This is a genomic window from Pseudomonas sp. SR18, from assembly GCF_023701505.1.
Classification (GTDB): Bacteria; Pseudomonadota; Gammaproteobacteria; order Pseudomonadales; family Pseudomonadaceae; genus Aquipseudomonas; species Aquipseudomonas cyclaminis.
The window spans coordinates 245,169-269,683 of sequence record NZ_JAMQAU010000006.1; the positions used below are offsets into that span (position 1 = coordinate 245,169).

Consider the following 24,515-nt stretch of genomic DNA (forward strand, 5'->3'; position numbering starts at 1 on the left):
AGTTGCATCAACTGACACCCCCTCATCGGGAGCAAGCTCCCTCGCCCCAACAAGCCTTCCCGTCACGACACCACCTCCGCCGCAACGCCTTCCAACCACCACAAAGCCAACCCCTGAACATTCGGCGCCTTGAGCAAAGTGAAATGATTCCCCCCGCCATACCAAACCTCCAACCCGCTGCCCTGGCGCTTCCACCCCTCCACCATCCCGCCTTGCTCGCGCTGATTGCCCGCCGCATCCAACGCCGGATCCTCGGCCAACACCAACCGCACCACCCCGCGATAGCGCTGTGCCGGGCGATACACCGTGCGCAATGCGACCGCGTAAGTGCGCGCCGGCCCCGCCATCGCGTCAACACTGGCACGGGCCGGCAACAACCCCACCCCCACCATCCCGGCATGCAGGCTCTGGCGCTGCGCCACTTCATCGCCAGCCGCGAAGTCCTCACGGTCAATTCCGAGGGGTTTACCCGCCGCCAGCTGCATCGCTTCGATCAACCGCAACAACGCCGCCGTCGTCGTATAAGCCCGACCCGCACCCCCCGGCGCCTCGCTGTCGATCACCGTCAACGACGCCACTTCCCGCCCGGCCGCCTGCAACCGCAGCGCCATCTCCAGGGCGACCCAACCGCCAAACGAATGCCCCACCAGATGCACCGGCCCATGGGGACACTCATGCTCCAGCGCAAGCAGATTACAACGCGCCGCCGCTTCCACCTGGCTGTGGGGCACCGCCTCGCCGTCCAGCCCGCGCGGCTGCAAGCCGAACAACGGCCAGTCTCGCCCAAGCGCTTCGCCAAGGCCGACAAACCCGGTGACGCTGTCCCCTGCCCCCGGCACGCAGAACACCGGCGCATAGCCGGCCCGTCCGCCCTGGATTCGCAGCAACGGTTGATGCGCGGTTTCCAGCACCGCTGAACAACCCGCCAAGGCCTCTGTCATCGCCGCGCCCAATGCACGGATATGCGGCGCCTGCATCATGCTCTGGTGATCACCCGGCACGTCCACTTGGCGCAATTGCCCAGGCGCCAGGGCGTCCTCCCAACCGAGCGATACACTGCGCCGCGACAACTCGGTCGGCCGCTCCACAGCACTGAACAGATGCACCGGTATCGGCAACGGGAACAGGCTGTAATGCGCCAGCGCATGCCCGTGGCCGACTTCGCGCTCGATAAAGCTCAAGAGGTCCGCATCCGCAGCCGCCGCCATTTGCGCGTATAGCAAACCTTGATCGCGACAGCGTTGCAGCAGACCTGCAAAGTCCAGCTGTCCAATCTGCGCGTCCAGCTGTTCAATCCTCGCCAGCTCATCCACACCTCCCTGTGCGTTCCAATAGGCGCGGCACTGCAACAGCAAATGCCGCTTGAGCGCATCCGGCCCGCTCCAGCGCGCCTTGCCCTGGTCGGTCAGGCGCGGCACGTAGCTGTCGATCAGGCCGAGGAACGCCACCGGTTCATCCAGCCCCAGCAATTGCATCGCCACTTCATAGGCCAGCACCCCGCCAAATGACCACCCCGCGATGCGATACGGCCCATGGGGTTGAAGGCCGCGAATCAGGCCGACCATGCGTGCCGCCAGGCCTTCCAGGGTGTTGAGGTGCGACTCGCCGAGCGCCAGTCCCGGCAGGCCATAGATCGGGTAGTCACCCGGCAGATGCTGGCCCAGCGCCGGGAAGTACACGTCCATGCCGCTGAATTCATGCACCAGGAACAACGGCGCTTGCTTGCCGCTGCTGCGCACCGTGATCACCGAAGCGTCGCGTACCGGCTCGTCGGTGCGCTGGCGCAGCATGACGGCCACCGAGGCGACGCTGGCGTGTTGGAACAACTCGGCCAGGCTCACCGCCAGCCCTGCGGTTTCCATCAGGTTGACCAGGCGAATCGCCAACAGCGAATGCCCGCCCAACTCAAAGAAACTGTCATGCCGGCCAACCTGTTCCAGCTTCAGCACCTCGGCCCATAACTGCGCCAGGGTCTGTTCCAGAGCATCGATCGGTGCTTCGAACTCGCGACTGACCTGCGCGTCCAGGGCCGGCACCGGCAGGGCTTTGCGGTCAACCTTGCCATTGGCAGTCAACGGCAGCTGGTCCAGCGGCACATAGGCCGAAGGCAGCATGTAGTCCGGCAGTTGCCCTTGCAGATGGCCGCGGATGCCGTCGATACCAACGGGCTGCGCCGCCCAGGTGAAATACGCCACCAGACGCTTATCCCCCGGCGCGTCTTCACGGGCCAACACCACCGCGTCCTGAATGCCCACGCAAGTCATCAGGCGCGCCTCGATCTCGCCCAACTCGATGCGGAAACCCCGGATTTTCACCTGATCGTCATTGCGTCCGATGCATTCGAGCAGGCCATCCACGGTCCAGCGGCCGAGGTCGCCGGTGCGGTACATCAAGGCCTGCGGATTGAAGGGATCCTGCACAAACTTTTCAGCGGTGAGCTCCGGTCGATTCAAATAACCCAGGGCCACGCCGTCACCTCCGATGCAGATTTCACCGGTCACGCCCTGGGGCACCGGCTGCAAGTACGCATCCAGCACATGCACCTGGGTGTTGGAGATCGGTCGCCCCACCGGCACGCTGTCGGCGTCGTCGGCAATCGCGCGCACTTCATGGGTGGTGGCGTAGGTGGTGGTTTCCGTCGGGCCGTAGCAATGCACCAGGCGCAACGCCGGCGCCTGGGCCAACAGGCTGCGAAACGCCGCAGGATCGGCACGCTCGCCGCCGCACAGCAGGATGCGCAAACCGGCCAATGCGTCGGGAATCAGCTGCACGTACTGGTTGAACAACGCCGTGGTGACAAACAGCACCGTCGCGCCACGCAGCGCCGCGCCGAATGCCGCAGGGTCAAGCAAGGTGGCGTGATCGATGACCTGCACCTGCCCACCGTTGAGCAACGGCCCCCAGACATCCATGGTGCTGGCGTCGAACGCCGGGTTGGAGGCGAAGGCCACGCGGTCGCTGGAGTTGAAGTCCGCGTAGCCGTTGTTGAGCACCAACCGCGTGATGCCGCGATGGGGCACCCGCACGCCCTTGGGAATGCCGGTGGAGCCGGAGGTGTACATGATGTACGCCACGCTGTCCGAGGCTTGCGACAGGTCCGGGTTATGGCTCGGCTGTGGATCGAGGACCAGGGTGTCCAGGTCCAGGCGCTGCGCCGCGTAGTCGATCAGCGCATCACTGCGGGTCAACAACCAGCGCGCATCGCTGTCCTGCACCATGAACGCCTGGCGTTCGGCGGGTGCGTTGATGTCCAGCGGCACATAGGCGGCCGCGCACTTCAACACGGCCAGTTGACCGACCAGCAGCGCGACAGAACGCGGCAGCAGGATCGCCACGTTGTCGCCCGGTTTTACGCCCAGGCCCGACAGGTGATGGGCCAGGCGGTTGGCGCTGGCATTCAGCTCGCCGTAGCTCACGCGCTGCTCGCCCTGCACCACGGCCACTGCGTCGGGACGTGCCTGGGCCTGGGCTTGGAACAGGCGCTGCACCGTGTGCTCACGGGGGAAGTCGCGGGTGCTGGCGTTGAACGCCAGCCGCAGTTGGTGCTGTTCGGCGACGGGCAGGATCGGCAAGCGGCTGATGGCGGTATCGCTGCCCTGTTCCAGCGCCTGCACCAACTGCTCCAGGGCCACACTCAGGTAATCACACAGCCGCCGGGCGCCCTGCCCCGAGGCTTTGAAGGTAAAGCCATCGCCCAGGTCATCCACGCTCATCGACAGGCCGTAGTTGCTGTGTTCCTCGGCCTTGAGCAGCTCAATGCCCTGCCACGCCTCAGCCACTCCACCGACCTGCGGCGCGCTGTGCCGATAGTTGAACAGCACGCTGAACAGCGGCGTGGTCACCGGCACCCCACTGCAACGCTGGGCCACTGTCAGCGGTGCGTGTTCATGGCTGAGCAGTTGGCTCAGCCGCGCATGGGTGGCGCGAGCGGCGCTGCGTACCGAGTGCTCGCCGAGGTCGACCCGCAACGGCAATGTGTTGATGAACACGCCCATGGCCCGCTCGGCGCCTTCGCCGCCTTGCATGCGGCCGAGCATCACGGTGCCGAACACCACCTGCTCACGGCCCGACACCTTGCCCAGCACCTGGGCCCACCCCAGGTGCATCAGGCTGGCGGCGCTGACGCCGCACTGGCGCGCCTGAGTGCGCAGGCGCTGGCTTAATTGAGGAGCAATCGCCAGGCGTACCTGTTCATCGATGCCCAGGTTGGCCACCTCCGTGGGCTCGTCGATCTGACCAAGCATGTCGCGGAAAAACTCTTCGTGATCGTCCACGCGCGTCTGCGCCACCGTCTGTGCCAGCGTCTGTGCCACCGTCTGTGCCACATAGTTGCGATACGGCACAGGCGTGCCCAAGGTGTGTTGCGTGCCCAGCAGGAACGCCTGCAGCTCGTGTTGCAGGATCTCCAGGGCGATGTGGTCCATGACCAGGTGATGGAACAGCAAGGTGGCGACCACACGCGGGGTTTCTTCGCTGCACACCAGGCGCATCAATGGCGCCTCGGACAGGTCCAGGCGCGGGGGCAACGGACCGCTTTCAACCCGCAGCGATGCCTTGCGCCAGACCACCTGCACCGGTTCTTCCAGGCCGTCCCAGTGGAACGACGAGCGCAGGATGTCATGGCGTTCGATCACCGCCTGCAACGCCAGGGCAAACGCATCCAGGCGCTGGCGGCTGTCAAAGGCAAACTGCGCCTGCAGCACATAGGCATCGCCGGCCTGCACGGCGCGATGGTGATAGAGCATGCCGGCCTGCAACGGCGCCAGCGGGTAGATGTCCTGCAGATTCGCCGCGCCACCGGGGATACACGCGACGAGGCGGTCGATGGCGGCCTGCTCCAGCGCGATCAGCGGCAACATCGCTGGGGTGATCGAGGTGCAGCCGTCGACGATGCCATTGGCCGGCACCACCACTTCGCGGCCACTGCCCAACGCCGCCGCCAAGGCCGACAAGGTGGGCTGACCGAACAGCACTTTTACGTCCGCCGACAAACCCAGGCCGCGCATGCGCCCCATCAGGCTCACCGCCAGCAACGAATGCCCGCCCAGTTCAAAGAAGTTGTCGTGACGCCCCACACGCTCCACCTTGAGCAACTCGGCCCACAGGCTGGCCAGGGCGATTTCCGTGTCGCCCTCGGGCGCTTCGTATTCGCGCACCACCATCGACTCCAGGCCCGGCGCGGGCAGCGCCTTGCGGTCGAGCTTGCCGTTGGGGCTCAAGGGCAACGCACCGAGGTGGACGAACACCGCCGGCACCATGAACTCAGGCAGGTGATGCAGCAGCTGACTGCGCAGCACATCGATGTCGGTAAAGGCGCCGGTGTAGTACGCCACCAGGCGGTCTTCACGGGCGATCACGGCGGCCTCGTTGACCGCCGAGCACTCGGTCAGGCGCGCCTGGATCTCGCCCAGTTCGATGCGCAAGCCACGGATTTTCACTTGGTCGTCGTTGCGGCCCAGGTACTCAATATTCCCATAGGGCAGGTAGCGTCCGACGTCGCCGGTGCGGTACATCCGCCCATGGGTAAAGGGATCCTGGAGAAAGCGTTCGGCGGTCAGTTCCGGGCGGTTCAGGTAACCCCGCGCCACTTGCACGCCGCCGATAAACAGCTCGCCGACCACGCCCAGCGGCACCGGCTGCAATTGCCCGTCCAGCAGGTACATACGGGTGTTGGCGATGGGCTTGCCGATGGGGGTGTTGTCCGGCGTCACCGGGCCTGCGCAGTTCCACGCCGTCACGTCGACAGCGGCTTCGGTCGGGCCATACAGGTTATGCAGCCCGCTGCCTGGCAACTGCTGCTTGAAACGCCGCACCAGGCTGCCCGGCAAGGCTTCGCCGCTGCACATTACGCGCACCAGCCCGGCGGCCTGGCTGACATCGCCATGGGCCAGGAACACGTCGAGCATCGACGGCACAAAGTGCAACGTGGTGATGTGTTCGGCCTCGATCACCTCACACAGGTACGCCGGGTCTTTATGCCCGCCGGGACGCGCCATCACCAGGCAAGCGCCGGTGAACAACGGCCAGAAGAATTCCCAGACCGACACATCGAAGCTGAACGGGGTTTTCTGCAAGACCCGGTCCTGGGCCTTGAGCCCATATTCGTCCTGCATCCACAGCAGGCGATTGACCACGCCGTTGTGGTCATTGATCACGCCCTTGGGCTGGCCGGTGGAGCCGGACGTGTAGATCACATAGGCGCTCACGCCGGCTAAACCGGGGTTCTCCACGGATTGCCGGTGCCAGCTCGGCTGGTCCAGGTCGACCACCGGCACCGCGCCCACCAGCGCACAGGTAGCGCCCTGGATCAGCACGACGGCGGGCGCGCTGTCTTCCAGCATGTAGGCGATGCGTTCCAGCGGATATGCCGGGTCCAGCGGCACATAGGCGGCGCCGGCCTTGAGGATCGCGTACAGGCCGATGACCATGTCCAGGCCACGTTCCACGCAGATCGCCACCCGCGAATCGGGCTGTACGCCCCGTTCCAGCAGGTGATGGGCCAGTTGGTTGGCCCGTGTATTCAGTTCGGCATACGTGAGTTGCTGTTCCCCGGCTTTAAGCGCAATCGCGTCGGGCGTGCGTGCCACCTGGGCCTCGAACATCCCGTGCAAGGTCTGGTCGAGGTTGTAATCCACCTGCGTCGCATTGAAGTCGAACAGCAGGTGCTGGCGCTCGCGCTCGTCCAGCAGCGGCGCGTGCTCCAGCACCGCCTGGTCGTTATCGACCATGGCCTGCAACACGCGGGTGAAGTAGCCGACGTAACGCTGCACCGTCGCTTCATCGAACAGCGCCACGGCGTATTCCAGCGCGCCGAGAATCGTGCCCTGCACTTCGCCGAGGTTCAGCGACAGGTCGAACTTGGCAAAGTGGCTGTTCTCCACAATGCCTTCCAGAGCCAGGTCGCCCAGGGCCAGGGTCGGCGCGCTGCTGTCCTGCCAGGCCAGCAGCGTCTGGAACAACGGGCTGTGGGCCAGGCTGCGCACCGGTCGGGTGAGTTCCACCACTTGCTCGAAGGGCAGGTCCTGATGGGCCTGGGCCGCCAGGGTCAGCGCCTTGACCCGCGCCAGCAGCGCTTCGGTACTCAGCCCACCCGAGGTGTCGATGCGCACTGCCAGGGTGTTGACGAACAGGCCGATCAGGCCTTCGACTTCACTGCGCGTACGGTTGGCCACCGGCGAGCCGATCACCACATCCGCCTGCCCCGACAGCCGTGCGAGCAAGGAGGCCCAGGCGCTCATCACGGTCATGTACAGCGTGCTGCCATGGCGCTGGCTCAAGGCCTTGAGCCCGGCGGTAAGGCGCTCGTCGAGGCGGATGTCCACGCTGCTGCCGGCGTAGTCCTGCTGCGCCGGGCGCGGGCGGTCGGTGGGCAGGCTGAGCAACGCCGGCGCCCCGGCCAGGGCCTGTTGCCAATAGCTGCTCTGGCGCTGCAGGACGTCGCCGCTGAGCCACAAGCGTTGCCACACGGCGAAGTCGCCGTACTGGATCGGCAATGGCGGCAACGGGTCGGGCTGGCCCTGGCTGAAGGCCTGGTACAGCGCCATCAGCTCGCGGGTGAGCACGCCCATGGACCAGCCGTCGGAGACGATGTGGTGCAGGGTCAGCAACAGCACATGGTGTTCGTGCCCCATCACCACCAGGCGCCCGCGCAGCAGCGGGCCGCGCTCCAGGTCGAACGGCGCCGAGGCTTCGCCGTGGATCAACGCATCCAGCGCATGTTGCGGTTGCGGGTGGCGGCGCAAGTCCTGCACCTGCAGCGGCAGCACGTCGTCGGCCGCGACGATCAGCACCTGGGCGTCGTCGCCGTGCTGGGCGAAGCGGCTGCGCAGGGTTTCATGCCGCGCTACGATCCGCGCCAGCGCCCGTTGCAAGGCCTGCACATGCAACTGCCCACGCAAGCGCAAGCCGATGGGGATGTTGTAGGCGGTGTTGGCGCCTTCCATCAATGCCAGAAACCACAGGCGCTGCTGGGCAAACGACAGCGGCACCGGCTCATCGCGGTTGGCCGGCAGGATCGCCGGCAAGGTGCTGCGACCGGCCTGGGCCAGCACCTCGGCGACGGCGGCCAGTTCGGCGTTGGCAAACAGGTCGCCGAGCAACAGCTCCACACCCAGGCGCTGACGTACCTGGGACACCATGCGCATGGCGAGCAGCGAGTGCCCACCCAACTCAAAGAAGTGATCGTGACGACCGACGCGCTCCACCTGCAACACATCGGCCCAGATCTGCGCCAGGCTGTTTTCGATCTCGCCCTCGGGCGCGGCGTATTCGCGGGTAAACAGCGCGGCCATATCCGGCGCCGGCAAGGCCTTGCGGTCGAGTTTGCCGTTGGCGGTCAAGGGCAACGTGTCGAGCTTCATGAAGGCGACCGGCACCATGTAGTCCGGCAGGTGTGCCACCAAATGGGCGCGGATATCGCCCACCGCCAGCGCGTCGAGTTGCGGATTTTCGGTGTAATACGCCACCAGGCGCTCTTCGCGCACCAGCACCACAGTCTCCTGAACGCTTGGCAGGTGGTTGAGCTGGGTTTCGATTTCCCCCAGTTCGATGCGCACGCCACGGATTTTTACCTGATCGTCATTGCGGCCCAGGTAGTCGAGATTGCCATCGGGCAACCAGCGCGCCAGATCGCCGGTGCGGTACATGCGACCGGCGTTGAACGGGTCTTGCAGGAAACGCTCGGCCGTCAGTTCCGCACGGTTCAGGTAACCCCGCGCCACGCCCTTGCCGCCGACATACACCTCACCCGCAACGCCCAGCGGCACCGGGCGTTGTTGCTCGTCCAGCAGGTACACCGTGGCATTGGCGATGGGCTTGCCGATATGCAACGGCTGCCCGGCCTCGACCTTGCCGGAGGTGGCGACCACCGTAGCCTCGGTGGGGCCATAGTTGTTGATCAGTTCAAAACGCTGCGCCCGCCCGAACTGCCGCAGGCGGTCGCCGCCGATCAGCAAGGTGCGCAGGGTCGGGTGCTCGATGTGCTGGCTGAAGGCGTACTCGGCCACGGGCGTGGGCAGGAAACACACATCCAGCGGCTGCGCGCACCACCAGGCCAGCAGTGCGTCGATGTCTTCGGGGCCGTCATGGGCCGGTGGCAGGTGCAGGGTCGCGCCGACACACAACGCCGGCCACACTTCCCAGGCCATGGCATCAAAGCCGAACCCGGCGACGCTGGCGGTGTGGCGCCCGGCGCACAGGTCGAAGGCGCGGCAATGCCAGTCCACCAGGTTGGTCACGGTGTGGTGCTCCACCATCACGCCCTTGGGCAGGCCGGTGGAGCCGGAGGTGTAGATCACATAGGCGAGGTTCGCCGGGGTTACGGCGACGCTGGGATTGCTCGCCGCGTGGTGATGCCAGGTGTAGCGGTCCAGGTAGATCACCGGCACGTCCAGCTCGGGCAGGCGTTCGAGCAAGGCGTGCTGGGTCAGCACCGCCACCGGGGCGCTGTCGCTGAGCAGGTAGGCCAGGCGCTCGGCCGGGTGGGACGGGTCTACCGGCACGTAGCAGGCGCCGGCTTTAAGGATCGCCAGCAACCCGGCCAGGGTGTCCAGGCCACGACGGGCGACGATGGCCACGCGGTCGTCAGGTTTGACGCCCAGCGCCAGCAGGTGATGGGCCAGCAGGTTGGCTTGCCCGTTGAGTTCGGCGTAGGTCAGTGAGTGCCCCAGTTGCACCGCCGCAATGGCATGCGGCGTAAGCGCGGCCTGGGCTTCGATGCGCCCGTGCACGGTGCTGCCCTGGGGGAAATCGGCCTGGGTGGCGTTGAACTGTTCCAGCAGCAACCGCTGCTCGACGGCGGGCACCACCGGCACGTGATTGAGCGCAGTGTCGGGCGCCTGCTCCAGGGCCGTCACCAGGTTTTCCAGGGCGGTGTGCAGGTAGGCGCAGACCCGCTGCGGGTCCACCTGGGTGCTGGCCAGCAGGCTCAGGCCAAAGCCGTCGCCGAGGTCATCGATGCTCAGGGTCAGCGGGTAGTTGGTGCGCTCTTCGGCACTGAGGGCGGCGATGCCCTGCCACGCCGAGACGGCTTCGGCGCTGGCGGCAGGCGCGCTGTGGCGATAGTTGAGCAGCGCACTGAACAACGGCGTCGGCGCAATCACGCCGCTGCAGCGCTGGGCCAGGGCCAACGGCGCGTGCTCGTGGCGCAGCAACGTGGTGAGTCGGGCATGGGTGGCCTTGACCCCGGCGCGCACGTCCTGGCTATCGACGTCCACGCGAAACGGCAAGGTGTTGATGAAGATGCCCAAGGCGCGATCGGTGGCATGGCTGCCTAGCATGCGGCCCATCAACACCGTGCCGAACACCACCTGTTGCTTGCCCGCCAAGACCCCCAGCACCTGCGCCCAGCCCAGGTGAAACAGGCTCGCCGCGCTCACCCCCAACTGCCGCGCCTGGGTGCGCAAGCGCAAACTCAACGGCGCCGCCAACGGCAGGTGGAGTTCGCTGATGCCGCGCGCATCGCCCTGCACATCCTGCAAGCCAAACGGCAAGGTCGGCTCGCTGATATCGCCGAGCATCTGGCGGAAGAAGCTTTCGTGCTCCTGTTCACTGATGCCCAACCGCGCCTGGGCCACGTAGTTGCGAAACGGCACCGCCTGCCCCAACGCCGCGCCCTGCCCCAGCAGGCACGCCTGCATTTCATGGCACACCACTTCCAGGGCGCTGTGGTCCAGGGCCATGTGGTGGAACAACAACGTGGCGACGATGCGCCCATTGGCCGGGTCGTCGGCACGCACCAGGCGCAGCAGCGGCGCCTGGGTCACGTCGAGGCGATAGTGGCGGGCATCGAACAGGGCGTGCAGTTGGGCGGCGATCTCGCCATCCGCCGGATCGAGTTGCAGGGCCTGCACCGGCAGGCGCGCAGTGCGCCACACCACTTGCGACGGCTCCTGCAGGCCATCCCAGACCACGCCGGTGCGCAGGATGTCATGGCGGTCCATCACCGTTTGCAGTGCTTGGGCAAATGCGTCGAAACGCGCCAGGCTGTCGAACGCGAACTGCGACTGCATCACGTACGGGTCGCCCTGCTCGGCGCTGACATGATGGAACAGGATGCCTTCCTGCAACGGCGCCAGCGGGTAAATGTCCTGGATATTCGCCACGCCGCCGTCGACCGTGGCGACGACACGATCAATCTCGTCCTGGCTCAGGCTTGAAAGGGTCAGCATGGCCGGTGTGATGCGCTCGGCGCCGGGCGGGATGCCATTGGCCGGCACGTCGACTTCACCGGCCTTGGTCGCGCAATACTCGCCGGCCTTGATCAACTCGATCAGCCCCGGTTTGTGCTCGCGCAAGGCGGCCAGGATTGCAGGGTCGCTCAAGGCCTGCTTGTTGCCTTGCACCGACAACTGCTCGCCCTTGAGCGCCAGTTGGATGTCCTTGGTTTTCAGGGTTGCCAGCAGCTCAATGAGGCTCACAGGACGATCTCCATTCGTTCGGTCATTGCGGCGTAGCCGGCCAGGGTCGGCTGTTCGAACAGCCCCCGGACGTCGGCTTCCATGCCTTCCTGGCGCAAGCGCCCAATCAAGCTCACGGCAAGCAGCGAGTGCCCGCCCAGTTCAAAGAAATTGTCCTGGCGCCCGACCCGCTCGACGTTGAGCAACTCGGCCCACAAGCGCGCCAGCAGGATTTCGGTATCGCCTTGCGGTGCCTCGTATTCACGCAGGTTCAGGGCTTGCAGGCCGGGCGCCGGCAAGGCCTTGCGGTCGAGTTTGCCGTTGGGGCTCAGGGGCAGCGCGTCGAGGTGCACAAACAGCGCGGGCACCATGAAGTCCGGCAGGTGGCACAGCAGATGGGTGCGCAGGTGCTCGATATCGGTGTGCGTTCCGGTGTAGTAGGCGACAAGGCGATCTTCACGGGCGACCACCGCCGCTTCGCTGACCTGGGGATGCTCAAGCAGCCGCGCCTGAATCTCGCCCAGTTCGATGCGCAGGCCACGGATCTTGACCTGGTCGTCATTGCGGCCCAGGTATTCAATGTTGCCGTCGGGCAGGTAGCGGCCAAGGTCGCCGGTGCGGTACATCCGCCCGGCGCGGAACGGGTCCTCAAGGAAACGCTCGGCGGTCAGCTCAGGACGGTTGAGGTAACCCCGCGCCACTTGCACGCCGCCGATAAACAATTCGCCGACCACACCCAGCGGCACCGGCTGCAACTGCGCGTCCAGCACGTACATGCGCGTATTGGCGATGGGCTTGCCGATGGGCGTGTTGTCCGGCACATCGGGGCGTGCGCAATTCCAGGCCGTCACGTCCACCGCCGCTTCGGTGGGGCCGTACAGGTTGTACAGGCCGATCCCCGGCAACTGCGTCTTGAAGCGGCGCACCAGACTGCCCGGCAGTGCTTCGCCGCTGCACATTACCCGCAGCAGTCCTGCCGCCTGGCTCACGTCGCCATGGGCCAGGAACACATCCAGCATCGACGGTACAAAGTGCAGCGTGGTGATCTGTTCCGCTTCGATGACCTCGCACAGGTAGGCCGGGTCTTTATGCCCGCCGGGGCGCGCCATTACCAGGCGTGCGCCGGTGAACAGCGGCCAGAAGAATTCCCACACCGACACGTCGAAGCTGAACGGGGTTTTCTGCAACACCGCATCCTCGGCCGTGAGGCCATAGGCGTCCTGCATCCACAGCAGCCGGTTGACCACCCCGGCGTGCTCGTTGATCACGCCTTTGGGCTGGCCGGTGGAGCCGGAGGTGTAGATCACATAGGCCTGGTGCCGGGCTGTCAGGCCCGCGACCTCGGGGTTGCTCGGCGGCTGATGCTGCCAGGTGACCTGGTCCAGATTGAGCAGCGGCACGTCGCCCAGCAAGGCCACGGTGGCGTCCTGGGCCAACACCACCACGGGGGCGCTGTCCTGCAGCATGTAGGCGATCCGCTCCAGCGGGTACGCCGGGTCCAGCGGCACATAACCGCCGCCGGCCTTGAGGATGGCGAACAGGCCGATGACCATGTCCAGTCCACGTTCCAGGCAAATCCCCACCCGCGCCTCGGGTTGCACACCCAGCCCGCGCAGATGACGGGCCAGGCGGTTGGCCCGCTCGTTGAGGTGTTGGTAGGTAAGGTGCTGCTCGCCCGCCTTCACCGCGATGGCGTGGGGCGTGCGCTGGACTTGGGCTTCGAACATCCCGTGCAGGGTCTGGTCGAGGTTGTAGTTCACCTCGGTGGCGTTGAACGCTACCAGCAATTGCTGGCGCTCCTCGGCGCTGAGGATGGGCAGGCGATTGAGCGCCTGGTTCGGTGCCTGTTCCAGGGCCTCGACCAAGCCGGCCAGGGCCACATGCATGTACCCGCAGACGCGTTGCGCATCGACCTGGGCCAACGCGGTCACATCGTAGCCATCGCCCAGGTCGTCCACGTTCAGGGTCAGCGGGTAGTTGGTGCGCCCGTCGTTGACCAGGGTCTGCATGCCTTCCCAGGCGTGTTGCGCCTCCTGGGAACGGGTGGCGGCGCCGCGATGGCGATAATTGAGCATCGCGCTGAACAATGGCGCTGGTGCGGCCACACCGCTGCAACGCTGGGCCAGAGCCAGGGAGGCGTGTTCATGGCCGAGCAACGCGGTGAGTCGGGCATGGGTGGCGCGCACCGCCGAGCGGGCGCCCTGAGCGTCGATATCCAGGCGCAGCGGCAAGGTATTGATGAATACACCCAGCGCCCGGTCGGCACCTTCGCCGCCTTGCAGACGGCCCACCAGCACGGTGCCGAACACCACGCTGTGGCGCCCGGAGGTGGCCGCCAGCACTTGGCCCCAGGCCAGATGGAACAGGCTCGCGGTGCTCACGCCAAGCAAGCGGGCCTGGGCACGCAGGCGGCGGTTGAGGTCACTGTCCAGATGCATGCGGTGCTCCTGGATCGCGGTGCCGTCGCCGCGCACGTCTTGCAGGCCGAATGGCAGGGTCGGTTCGTCGACATCACCGAGCATTTCGCGGAAGAACACCTCGTGCTCCTGCTCGCTGATACCCAAGCGCGCCTGGGCCACGTAGTTGCGGTACGGCATCGGCGCAGCCGTCGGCGCCGGATGACCCAGCAGGTAACCCTGCATTTCCCGCAGCACCACGTCGAAGGCGGTGTGGTCGAGGGCGATATGGTGATAGAGCAGTACCACGACCACGCGCTGGTTGGCCGGATCTTCGGCATAGGCCAGGCGAATCAGCGGCGCCTGACTGATGTCCAGGCGGTAGCGCCGCGCATCAAAACGTTGATGCAGGCCGGCGAGTACATCGCCTTCAAGGTGCAGCTGTTCGAGGGGCAACCGGGCCTTGCGCAACACCACTTGCAGTGGTTGCACCAGCCCTTGCCACACCACGCCGGTGCGCAGGATATCGTGGCGGTCGATCACCTGTTGCAGCGCCTGGGCAAAGGCGCGCAGGCGCTCGATGCTGTCGAACGCCAGGTGCGATTGCAGCAAATACGGGTCGCCCTGCTCGGCGGTGAGGTAGTGGTAGAGAATGCCTTCCTGCAACGGCGCCAGCGGGTAGATGTCCTGCACATTGGCCGCACCGCCGGGCACTTGGGCAACCACTTGATCCAGGGTGGATTGGTCGAGTTGCACCAGTGACAACAGGTCCGGGGTCAGGCGCTGGCAGTCGACCGGGATGCGGTTGGCGGGCACCTGCACTTCACGCCCGCTGCCCACCGCTGCCGCCAGGGCGGCCAGGGTCGGCTGGCTGAACAGCACGCGCACATCGGCACTGAGGCCGACCTGACGCATGCGTTCGATCAGGCTGACCGCCAGCAACGAATGGCCGCCCAGTTCGAAGAAATGGTCGTGACGCCCCACCTGCTCGACCTGCAACACCTCGGCCCAGATGCCGGCCAGGGTGGTTTCCACTTCACCCTGTGGCGCTTCGTAGTCACGGGTCAGCAGCGCGGCCTGATCCGGTGCCGGCAAGGCCCGGCGGTCGAGCTTGCCGTTGGCGGTCAGGGGCAATGCGTCGAGCTTCACGTAGGCCACCGGCACCAAGGCATCCGGCAAGTGCGCCTGCAACTGCTCGCGCAGGCTTTCGATCAGCAGCGGCTGTTGTTCGGTGAACCACGCGATCAGGCGGCCCTCGCGCACCAACACCACCGCTTCGCCGACGCCGTGCAGCGCCGCCAGCCGGCTTTCGATTTCGCCCAGTTCGACGCGCACGCCACGGATTTTCACCTGGTCATCGTTACGCCCCAGGTACTCGATATTGCCCTCGGGCAACCAGCGCACCCGGTCGCCGGTGCGGTACATGCGCCCTGCATTGAACGGGTCTTGCAGGAAGCGTTCGGCAGTCAAGTCCGGGCGCTTGAGGTAACCCCGCGCCACGCCACTACCGCCTACATACAGCTCACCGGCCACGCCCACCGGTACTGGACGCAACTGCGCGTCCAGCACGTAGACACTGGCATTGGCGACAGGCCGGCCGATATGCAGCGCCTGCCCGACACGCACGCGGCCCGAGCTGGCGACCACCGTGGCTTCGGTGGGACCGTAGTTGTTGATCACCGCAAAGCGCCGCTCCTGGTTGAACTGGCGCAGGCGGTCGCCGCCGATCAGCAGGATGCGCAAGGTGGGGTGCTGCAACTCCTGGCTGAATGCGTATTCGGCCACCGGCGTGGGCAGGAAGCTCACGTCCAGGGGCTGCGCCAGCCACCAGGCGAGCAATGCGTCAATGTTGTCGTTGCCCACATCGACAGGCGGCAGGTGCAGGGTGGCGCCCACGCACAGCGCCGGCCAGACCTCCCAGGCCATGGCATCAAAACCGAAACCGGCGACGCTGCTGGTTTGGCTGACGGCGCTCAGGCCAAAGGCTTCGCAATGCCAATGCACCAGGTTTTCCACGCTGCGGTGTTCCACCATCACGCCCTTGGGCTGGCCGGTGGAGCCGGAGGTGTAGATCACGTAGGCCAGGTGGGCCGGGGTCAGGGCGGCGAGTTGTGGATTGCTGACGGGGTGGCGCCAGGTGGCGTGCACATCGATGCTGGTGACGGCGCCCAGCAGGTCGCGGGTGCTCGCTTCGGCCAGCACCGCCGCTGGCGCGCTGTCTTGCAACAAGTAGGCAATGCGCTCGGCGGGATACGCCGGGTCAATCGGCACGTAGCCGGCGCCGGCCTTGAGAATCCCCAGCATCCCCACCACCATCTGCGGGCCACGGCGGCAGCACAGGGCGACGCGGTCGTCTGGCTGCACACCCTGTGCAATCAGTTGATGGGCCAACTGGTTGGCGCGTTGGTTGAGTTGCTGATAGGTCAGTGATTCGCCGTCCTGCACCAGCGCAATGGCGTCGGGCTGGCGGTCGGCGCGGATCTCGAAAGCGCCGTGAAGCGTGTGACCGCTGGGGAAATCCGCGACGGTGGCGTTGAACTCGCGCAGCAGGGTTTCACGTTCGCCGGCCGGGAGAATGTCGAGCTGATTGAGTGCGGTGTGCACGCTGTGTTCCAGGCTATCGACCAACCGTTCGATGGCATTTGCCATGTACGCGCACAGGCGCTGGGCGCCGATGCGAGGCAAGGCCAGCACCGTCAGGCCGAAGCCATCGCCCAGGTCATCCACGCTCAGGGTCAGCGGGTAGTTGCTGCGTTCTTCACCGCCCAGCAGCTGCACGCCTTCCCAAATGCCGTGGCCGTCGCGGGCCAGGGTTTCGGGGCTGCTGTGGCGATAGTTGAGCAGCGCGCTGAACAGTGGCGTCGAGGCCGCCACGCCACTGCAACGCTGGGCCAGGGCCAGGGACGCGTGTTCATGGCCGAGCAAGGCGCTCAAGCGTGCATGGGTGGCCTTGACGGCGGCGACCGCGCTGACGGCGGTATCCACCCGCAGCGGCAAGGTATTGATGAACATGCCCAAGGCCCGGTCCGCGCCGTCACCGGCCTGCATACGGCCCATCAGTACGGTGCCGAACACCACCTCGTCACGCCCGCTGACCAGCCCCAGCACCTGGGCCCAGGCCAGGTGCATCAGGCTCGCTGCGCTGACGCCCAGGCGCCGTGCCTGTTCACGTACGCGCTGGGCCAGCAGCGTGTCCAGGGCCTGCTCGGCCTCTTCGATCTCGCGGCCGTCGCCCTGCACGTCCTGTACGCCGAAGGGCAAGGTGGGCTCATCGATATCGGCCAGCATCCCGCGGAAGAACCGCTCGTGCTCGTCGACGCTCACCCCCAGGCGGGCCTGGGCCACGTAGTTGCGAAATGGCGCGGCCGCCGGCAAGTCATGAGCCTGGCCGAACAGAAATGCGCCCATCTCCTGGCCGACCACGTCCATGGCGGTGTGGTCCAGTGCCAAATGGTGGAACAGCAGGATCGCCGCCACCTGCCCATTCGCTGGGTCCTGGACGTAGACCATGCGCAGCAGCGGCGCCTGGGTGATGTCCAGGCGGTAATGGCGCGCATCGAACCGGGCGTGCAGTTGCCCGATGAGGTCGCCGTCGGCCGGATCAAGGTTCACCGCCTGCACCACCAGCTGCGCCTCGCGCCAGACCACCTGCATCGGGCTGTCCAGGCCTTCCCAGACCACACCGGTGCGCAGGATGTCATGACGGGCGGCGACCTGTTGCAGCGCGCCCATAAAACCGTGCAACCGCTCCAGGCTGTCGAAGGCCATGCGCGATTGCAGCAGGTACGGGTCACCCTGCTCAGCACTGATGTGGTGGTACAGAATGCCCTCCTGCAACGGCGCCAGCGGGTAGATGTCCTGCACATTCGCCGCGCCGCCGGGGACGTTGGCGACGATGCGGTCGATGGCGCCTTGGTCAAGGTCCACCAGCGTCAGCATTGACGGCACAATCCTTGTGCAGCCCGATGGAATGCCATTGGCCGGCACCACAATCTCCCGGCCACTACCCACCGCCGCCGCCAACGCCGCCAGGCTTGGCTGGTTGAACAGCACCCGCACATCCGCGCTCAAGCCCGCCTGGCGCATGCGTTCGATCAAACTGACCGCCAGTAACGAATGCCCGCCCAACTCAAAGAAATGGTCATGCCGGCCCACGCGGTCGAGCTTGAGCAGGTCCTGCCAGATCTGCGCCAACTGGCGTTCCACCTCACCTTCCGGCGCTTCATAACCGCGGCTGAGCAGCGCGCCTGCATCCGGCACCGGCAGGCCTTTGCGGTCCAGCTTGCCGTTGGCGGTGAGCGGCAGCAGCGCCAGCCAGACATAGGCCGACGGCACCATGTAATCGGGCAACTGGCCTTGCAGATGGGCACGCAGCGCGTCGATCGGCAGCGGCGCAGCGGCGGTGTAGTACGCCACCAGGCGCTTGTCGCCGGGTTCGTCTTCGCGCACCAGCACCACGGCGTCGTTCACGCCGGCGAAGGCGCCCAGGCAGGCTTCGATTTCACCCGGTTCGATGCGGAACCCGCGAATTTTCACTTGCAGGTCATTGCGCCCCTGGTAGAGCAAAGTGCCGTCGGCCTGCCAGCACGCCAGGTCGCCCGTGCGGTACAGCACGCCTTCGCCAAACGGGTTCGGGATAAATTTTTCGGCGGTCAGTTGCGGCTGGTTCAAATACCCCGTGGCCACGCCCGCGCCACCGATATACAGCTCGCCGACTGCGCCCAATGGCAACAGTTGCTGGCGCACATCCAACACATAGACCTGGGCGTTCGCGATTGGCCGGCCAATCGGGATACCGCCCTCGCCCACCAGGGTGATTTCATGGGTGGTGGAGAAGGTCGTGGCTTCGGTTGGTCCGTAACCATTGAGCAGGTGCTGGGGCTTGCCATGCTTGAGCACACGGCCGATCACCTGCGGGTCGAGCACATCGCCGCCGACAATCAGGTAACGCAACTGCGCGAACACCGGCAGCAGCGCATCGGCGTACTGGTGGAACAGCCCGGCGGTCATCCACAACACGCTGACGGATTGCTCCTGCAACAGTGCGGCAAACGCGGCCTGGGACAAAAGCACAGCATGCTCGACCACCACCACACAGCCGCCATTGAGCAACGGCGCCCACACGTCGAGGGTGCTGGCGTCGAACGCCGGGTTGGAGGCGAAGGCCACGCGGTCCTGCGGGTTGAACTCGGCATAGCCGTTGTTGAGCACCAGGCGCGAGATCGCACGGTGCGGCACTTGCACGCCCTTGGGCGCGCCCGTGGAGCCGGAGGTGTAGAGGATGTACGCCACGCTTTGCGACGAAAGCGCCACGTCAGGGTTGCGCGGGGACAGCGCGTCCAGGTTCAGGTCGGCCAGGGTGTTCAGCACCCGCTGCGCGCCACTGTCCTGCACAATAAAGGCCTGGCGCTCCACTGGCGCGTTGACATCCAGCGGCACATACACGGCGCCGCATTTGAGAATCGCCAGTTGGCAGATCAGCAGATCGAGGCTGCGCGGCAGCGCAATCGCCACGCTTTCCCCCGGTTGCACACCCTGGTTGATCAGGTGATGGGCCAGGCGGTTGGCGCGGCGGTTGAGGTCGCGGTAGCTCAAGGACAGTTGGCCGTGCACGGCCGCCACGGCTTCGGGACGCGCCAGGGCCTGGGCCTCGAATAACTGGTGCACGGTCAGGTGCGATGGGTAATCGCGGGCAGTGGCGTTGAAATCCACCAGCAATTGGTTGCGCTCGGCAGGCGGCACAATCGACACGCCGTGCACCGGTGTGGTCGGTGCCTGTTGCAGCGCGGTCACGAGGTGGCGCAAGGCGGTGAGCATGTAGTCGCCGACGCGCTGCACGTCCAGCGACGCCACGCCTTGCACGGCCAGCGCGAAGCCTGAGCCCAGGTCATCGACATTGAGCACCAGCGGGTAATTGCTGCGCTCTTCGGAACTCAGGATCCGGATGCCGGATGCGGCAAACGGGCTGTCGCCCGGCGCTTCATCCGGCGCGCTGTGGCGATAGTTGAGCAGCGTGCTGAACAACGGCAACGAACCCGGTACCCCGCTGCAACGCTGGGCCAGGGACAGCGATGCGTGTTCATGCCCAAGCAACTGCGCCAGGCGCGCATGGGTGGCGCGTACGGCGGCCTGTACGCCGACCGCGCCAACGCTGACCCGCAGCGGCAAGGTGTTGATGAACATGCCGAGGGCGCGGTCGGCGCCCTCGCCGCCCTGCATGCGGCCCAGTAGCACGGTGCCAAACACCACGTCCTGTTGACCGGAGACTTGCCCCAGCACCTGGGCCCAGGCCAGGTGCACCAGGCTTGCGGTGCTCACGCCCAACTGCCGCGCCTGTTCGCGCAGGCCCTGGCTCAGGGCCGGTTCCAGCGGCAGGTGCGCCTCGACAATGCCGCTGCCGTCGCCATGCACGTCCTGCAACCCGAAGGCCAGGGTCGGCTCGTCGATATCGCCCAGCATCTCGCTGAAGAACGCTTCATGCTGCGCCTGGCTCACGCCAAGGCGCGCCTGGGCCACGTAGTTGCGGTACTGCACCGCGTCGGGCAACTGCGCGCCGCGCCCGGACAGGCTGGCGCTCATCTCCTGCACCAGCACGTGCAGGGCGGTGTGGTCGAGCAGGATATGGTGCAGCAACAGGATGCCGACGAAGCCGCCCGGCGCTTCGGCGTAAGCCAGGCGCATCAGCGAGGCACGGGACAAGTCGAGGCGGTAGTGGCGTGGGTCGAAGCGGTGTTGCAGGTCGGCCATGGGCAGGTCGATGCGCTCGACCACCAGCGGCGCCTCGCGCAGTACGACTTGCACCGGTTCGTCCAGGCCTTCCCAGAGGATCGCGGTGCGCAGGATGTCATTGCGCTCGATCACGCTGTGCAGCGCCTGGATAAAGGCGTCCACCGCTGCTTGATCATCAAAGCCCAACTGGACTTGCAACACATAGGGATCGCCCTCGACGGTTGCCAGGTGGTGATACAGGATGCCGGCCTGCAACGGCGCGAGGCCGTAGATGTCCTGCACATTGCCAATGCCGCCGGGCACCTGTTGCAGGATATGGTCGATGGCGGCCTGATCGAGCTCAATCAGCGCCAGCATGTCCGGCGTGATGACGGTGCTGTCCGGGTGGATCCGGTTGACCGGCACCTGTACTTCCCGCTGCCCGCCCACTGCGGCGGCGAGCGCGGCCAGGGTGGGTTGGCCGAACAACACGCGCACATCGGCGCTGAGGTCGGCCTGGCGCATGCGCTCGATCAGCTTGACCGCCAACAGCGAATGGCCGCCCAGTTCGAAGAAGTTGTCGTCGCGGCCAATGCGGTCGAGTTTGAGCAGGTCTTGCCAGATCGTCGCGATGGTTGTTTCGACGGGGCCGTGCGGCGCCTCGTAGCCACGTCGGGCCAGCGCGTCGGCATCCGGCGCGGGCAAGGCCTTGCGGTCGAGTTTGCCGTTGGCGGTCAGCGGGAAGGCGTCCAGCACTACGAAGGCGCTGGGCACCATGTGGTCGGCCAGGCTAAGGCGCAAGTGATCGCGCAGCACCGCGACGCTGACGTCGCCCTCGGCGATCACATAGGCCACCAGGCGCTGATCACCCGGCGCGTCTTCACGGGCGATGACCACCGCGTCGCGCACACCTTGAGCGGTGGCGAGGCGCGCCTGGATTTCGCCGAGTTCGATACGGAACCCACGGATTTTTACCTGGTCGTCGTTGCGTCCCAGATAGTCCACGCTGCCATCGGCCAACAGGCGGCCGAGGTCGCCGGTCTTGTACAGGCGCTGGCCGGTGATTGGGTCGGTCAGGAAGCGCTCGGCCGTCAGTTCGGCGCGGTTCAGATACCCTCGCGCCACCCCGGCGCCGCCGACGTACAACTCGCCGACCACACCCAATGGCAGCGGCTCGCGGTGCGCGTCCAGCACATACAGTTGCAGGTCGGGAATGCGCACGCCAATCGGGCTCACGCCCACCAACTGCGCATCCGCCGCTTCCAACGGGCGATAAGTCACGTGCACGGTGGTTTCGGTGATGCCATACATGTTCACCAGTTGCGTACCGGCATTGATCGCACGGGCGTACCACGGCTTGAGCATCCCCGGTTCCAGGGCTTCGCCGCCGAAAATCACCTGGCGCAGCGAGTGGGCCTGGGGGCTGTTGCCCTGGGCCGCAATCAACTGGCGGAAGGCGCTGGGCGTCTGGTTGAGGATGCTCACACCGGCTTCGCACAGCAGCGTATAGCACTCGTCCGGCGAGCGGCTGACCAGTTGCGGCACGATCAGCAACTGACCGCCGTGCATCAACGCACCCCAGATTTCCCACACCGAGAAGTCGAACGCAAAGGAATGAAACAGTGCCCACACATCCGTGTGATTGAAGCCGAACCACTGCTCGGTGGCGCTGAACAGTCGCGCCACCTGGCGATGCTCGATCATCACACCCTTGGGCTGGCCGGTAGAGCCGGAGGTGTAGATCACATAGGCCAGGTGCTGCGGGCTGACCACAACACGCGGATTGACCAGGGACTCGCCGCGCAGGCCATTGAGGTCGACCTGCGCCCGTTCGCCCACCAAGTGACGGGTGTTGGCTTGCACCAGCACCGCCAGCGGTTGGCTGTCGTGCAGGGTGTAGGCGATGCGCTCCAGTGGATACGCCGGGTCGATCGGCACATACCCCGCGCCGGCCTTGAGAATGCCCAGCAGGCCAATGATCATCTCCGGGCCGCGCTCCACGCAGATCGCCACGCGGTCATCGGGGCGCACGCCCTGGGCCAGCAGGCGATGGGCGACCTGGTTGGCGCGTTCGTTGAGTTGGCGATAGGTGAGGCGTTGTTGCTCATAGCGCAGGGCGATGGCTTCGGGGTGGGCGGCGGCGTGGGCTTCGACTTGCTGGTGGATCAGCGCGGTGTCGGCGTAGGCATGCGGGGTGTGGTTGAGGCTGTGCAGCAGGTGATGACGCTCGGTCTCAGGCAGGATATTCAGGCCGCTCAGCGGCATGTCCGGTCGCTGCTCAAGGGCGTCGGCCAGGCTGTGGAGCGCCGTGTGCAGGTAGTTCGCCACGCGCGCTGCGCCGATGGAGGCGTCGACCATCACCGTCAGCGCGAAGCCTTCGCCCAGGTCATCCACATTCACCGTCAGCGGGTAGTTGGTGCGCTCCTCGGCGCCCAGCACCTGGATGCCTTCGGCGACCTCGATCACCTCGGCCATATCCGTGGCGGCACTGTGGCGATAGTTGAGCATTGCGCTGAACAGTGGCGTCGGCGCGGCAACCCCGCTGCACCGCTGGGCCAGCGCCAGGGAGGCATGCTCGTGATTGAGCAACGTGGTGAGCCACGCGTGGGTGGCCTTGACCCCGGCGCGCACGCCCTGCTCGCCCACGTCCACGCGCAACGGCAAGGTGTTGATGAACATCCCGAGCGCCCGCTCACCGCCCTCGCCCGCGCCCATGCGGCCGAGCATCACCGTGCCGAACACCACCGCCTCACGGCCCGAGACCACGCCCAATACCCGAGCCAGCGCCAGGTGCATCATGCTTGCCACGCTCACCCCCAATGGCCGCGCCAGGCTGCGCAGGCGGCGGCTCAGCTCAGCGTCGACCGGCAGGCGCGCCTCGTCGATCCCCTGGCCATCGCCCTGCACGTCCTGCAAGCCAAATGGCAGGGTCGGCTCATCGATATCCGCGAGCATCTCGCGGAAAAACCCTTCATGAACCTGCTCGCTGACGCCATGGCGCACCTGGGCGATATAGCTGCGAAACGCCACCGGCTCAGCGGCCTGGGCTTGCTGGCCGGCCAGGTACAGCTGGATCTCATGACGCACCACATCCAGGGCGGTGTGGTCGAGGATGGTGTGGTGGAACAACAGCATGGCGACGACACGCTGGTTGGCGCGATCGTCGGCAAACACCAGGCGCAACAGCGGCGCCTGGCCCAGGTCCATGCGATAGGTGCGGGCGTCGTAGCGTTGTTGCAACTGTGCAAGTACGTCGCCACCGTCAAAGTGCGCTTCCTCACAGGCCAGGCTTGCCTTGCGCCACACCACTTGCAGCGGCTCATCCAGGCGCTCCCAGACCATGGACGTGCGCAGAATATCGTGACGGTCGATCACCCATTGCAGCGCCTCGGCAAAGGCATGCAGGCGCACGCGGCTGTCGAACGCAAACTGCGCATGCAGCACGTAGGGATCGCCCTGCCCGGCCGAGAGGTGGTGATACAGCATGCCCTCCTGCAACGGCGCCAACGGGTAAATGTCCTGCACATTCGCCACACCACCGGGGATGGCCGCGACAATGCGGTCGATGGCCGCCTGGTCGAGGCTCACCAACGGCAACATCTCAGGCGTGATGCGGTAGGCCGGGCTGAGCCAGTCACCGCCATGCTCCGCCACCAGTGCCAGCAGTCGGAGCTTGTGGGCGATCAACTGATCCCACAGCCGATCATCCAATGCCTCGTCGTCACCGAGGATGATCAGGTCGCCCTCCTCCAGTTGCAGACGGATCGCATGGGTGGAAATCGCTGCCAATAATTCGCTGAACTGCATGGGGGTAACCTGCCTGGTAAGTCACGGTGAAGGAGAAAAGTCCGTTTTCAGCTGCCGTTTGCATCGGATGCGCTGGGCGCCTCGCCTTGAAAAAAGCGGGCACAGCCGGGGGCCTGGAGAGGCTTCCGGTAGGGGTGGGAAATTAAGGGATTTGGCGGGTGGGGGGTGACATGGGAAGCGGGGACAAGGGGAATCGACGAGGGTTCAG

General features: G+C 66.0%; 2 protein-coding genes. Both read right to left on the reverse strand.

Going from position 1 to position 24,515, the window contains the following annotated elements:
• Positions 1-62 precede the first annotated feature (62 nt).
• Positions 63-11,417, reverse strand: coding sequence for a non-ribosomal peptide synthetase (locus tag NDJ82_RS12060; protein ID WP_250925528.1), 11,355 nt, complete (start codon positions 11,415-11,417; stop codon positions 63-65).
• Positions 11,414-24,307 carry a non-ribosomal peptide synthetase gene (locus NDJ82_RS12065; RefSeq protein WP_250925529.1) on the reverse strand — a complete coding sequence of 4,298 codons (12,894 nt, stop codon included), beginning with the start codon at positions 24,305-24,307 and terminating at the stop codon, positions 11,414-11,416. The genes NDJ82_RS12060 and NDJ82_RS12065 overlap by 4 nt, the downstream gene beginning before the upstream one ends.
• Between the last annotated feature and the right edge of the window lie 208 nt (positions 24,308-24,515).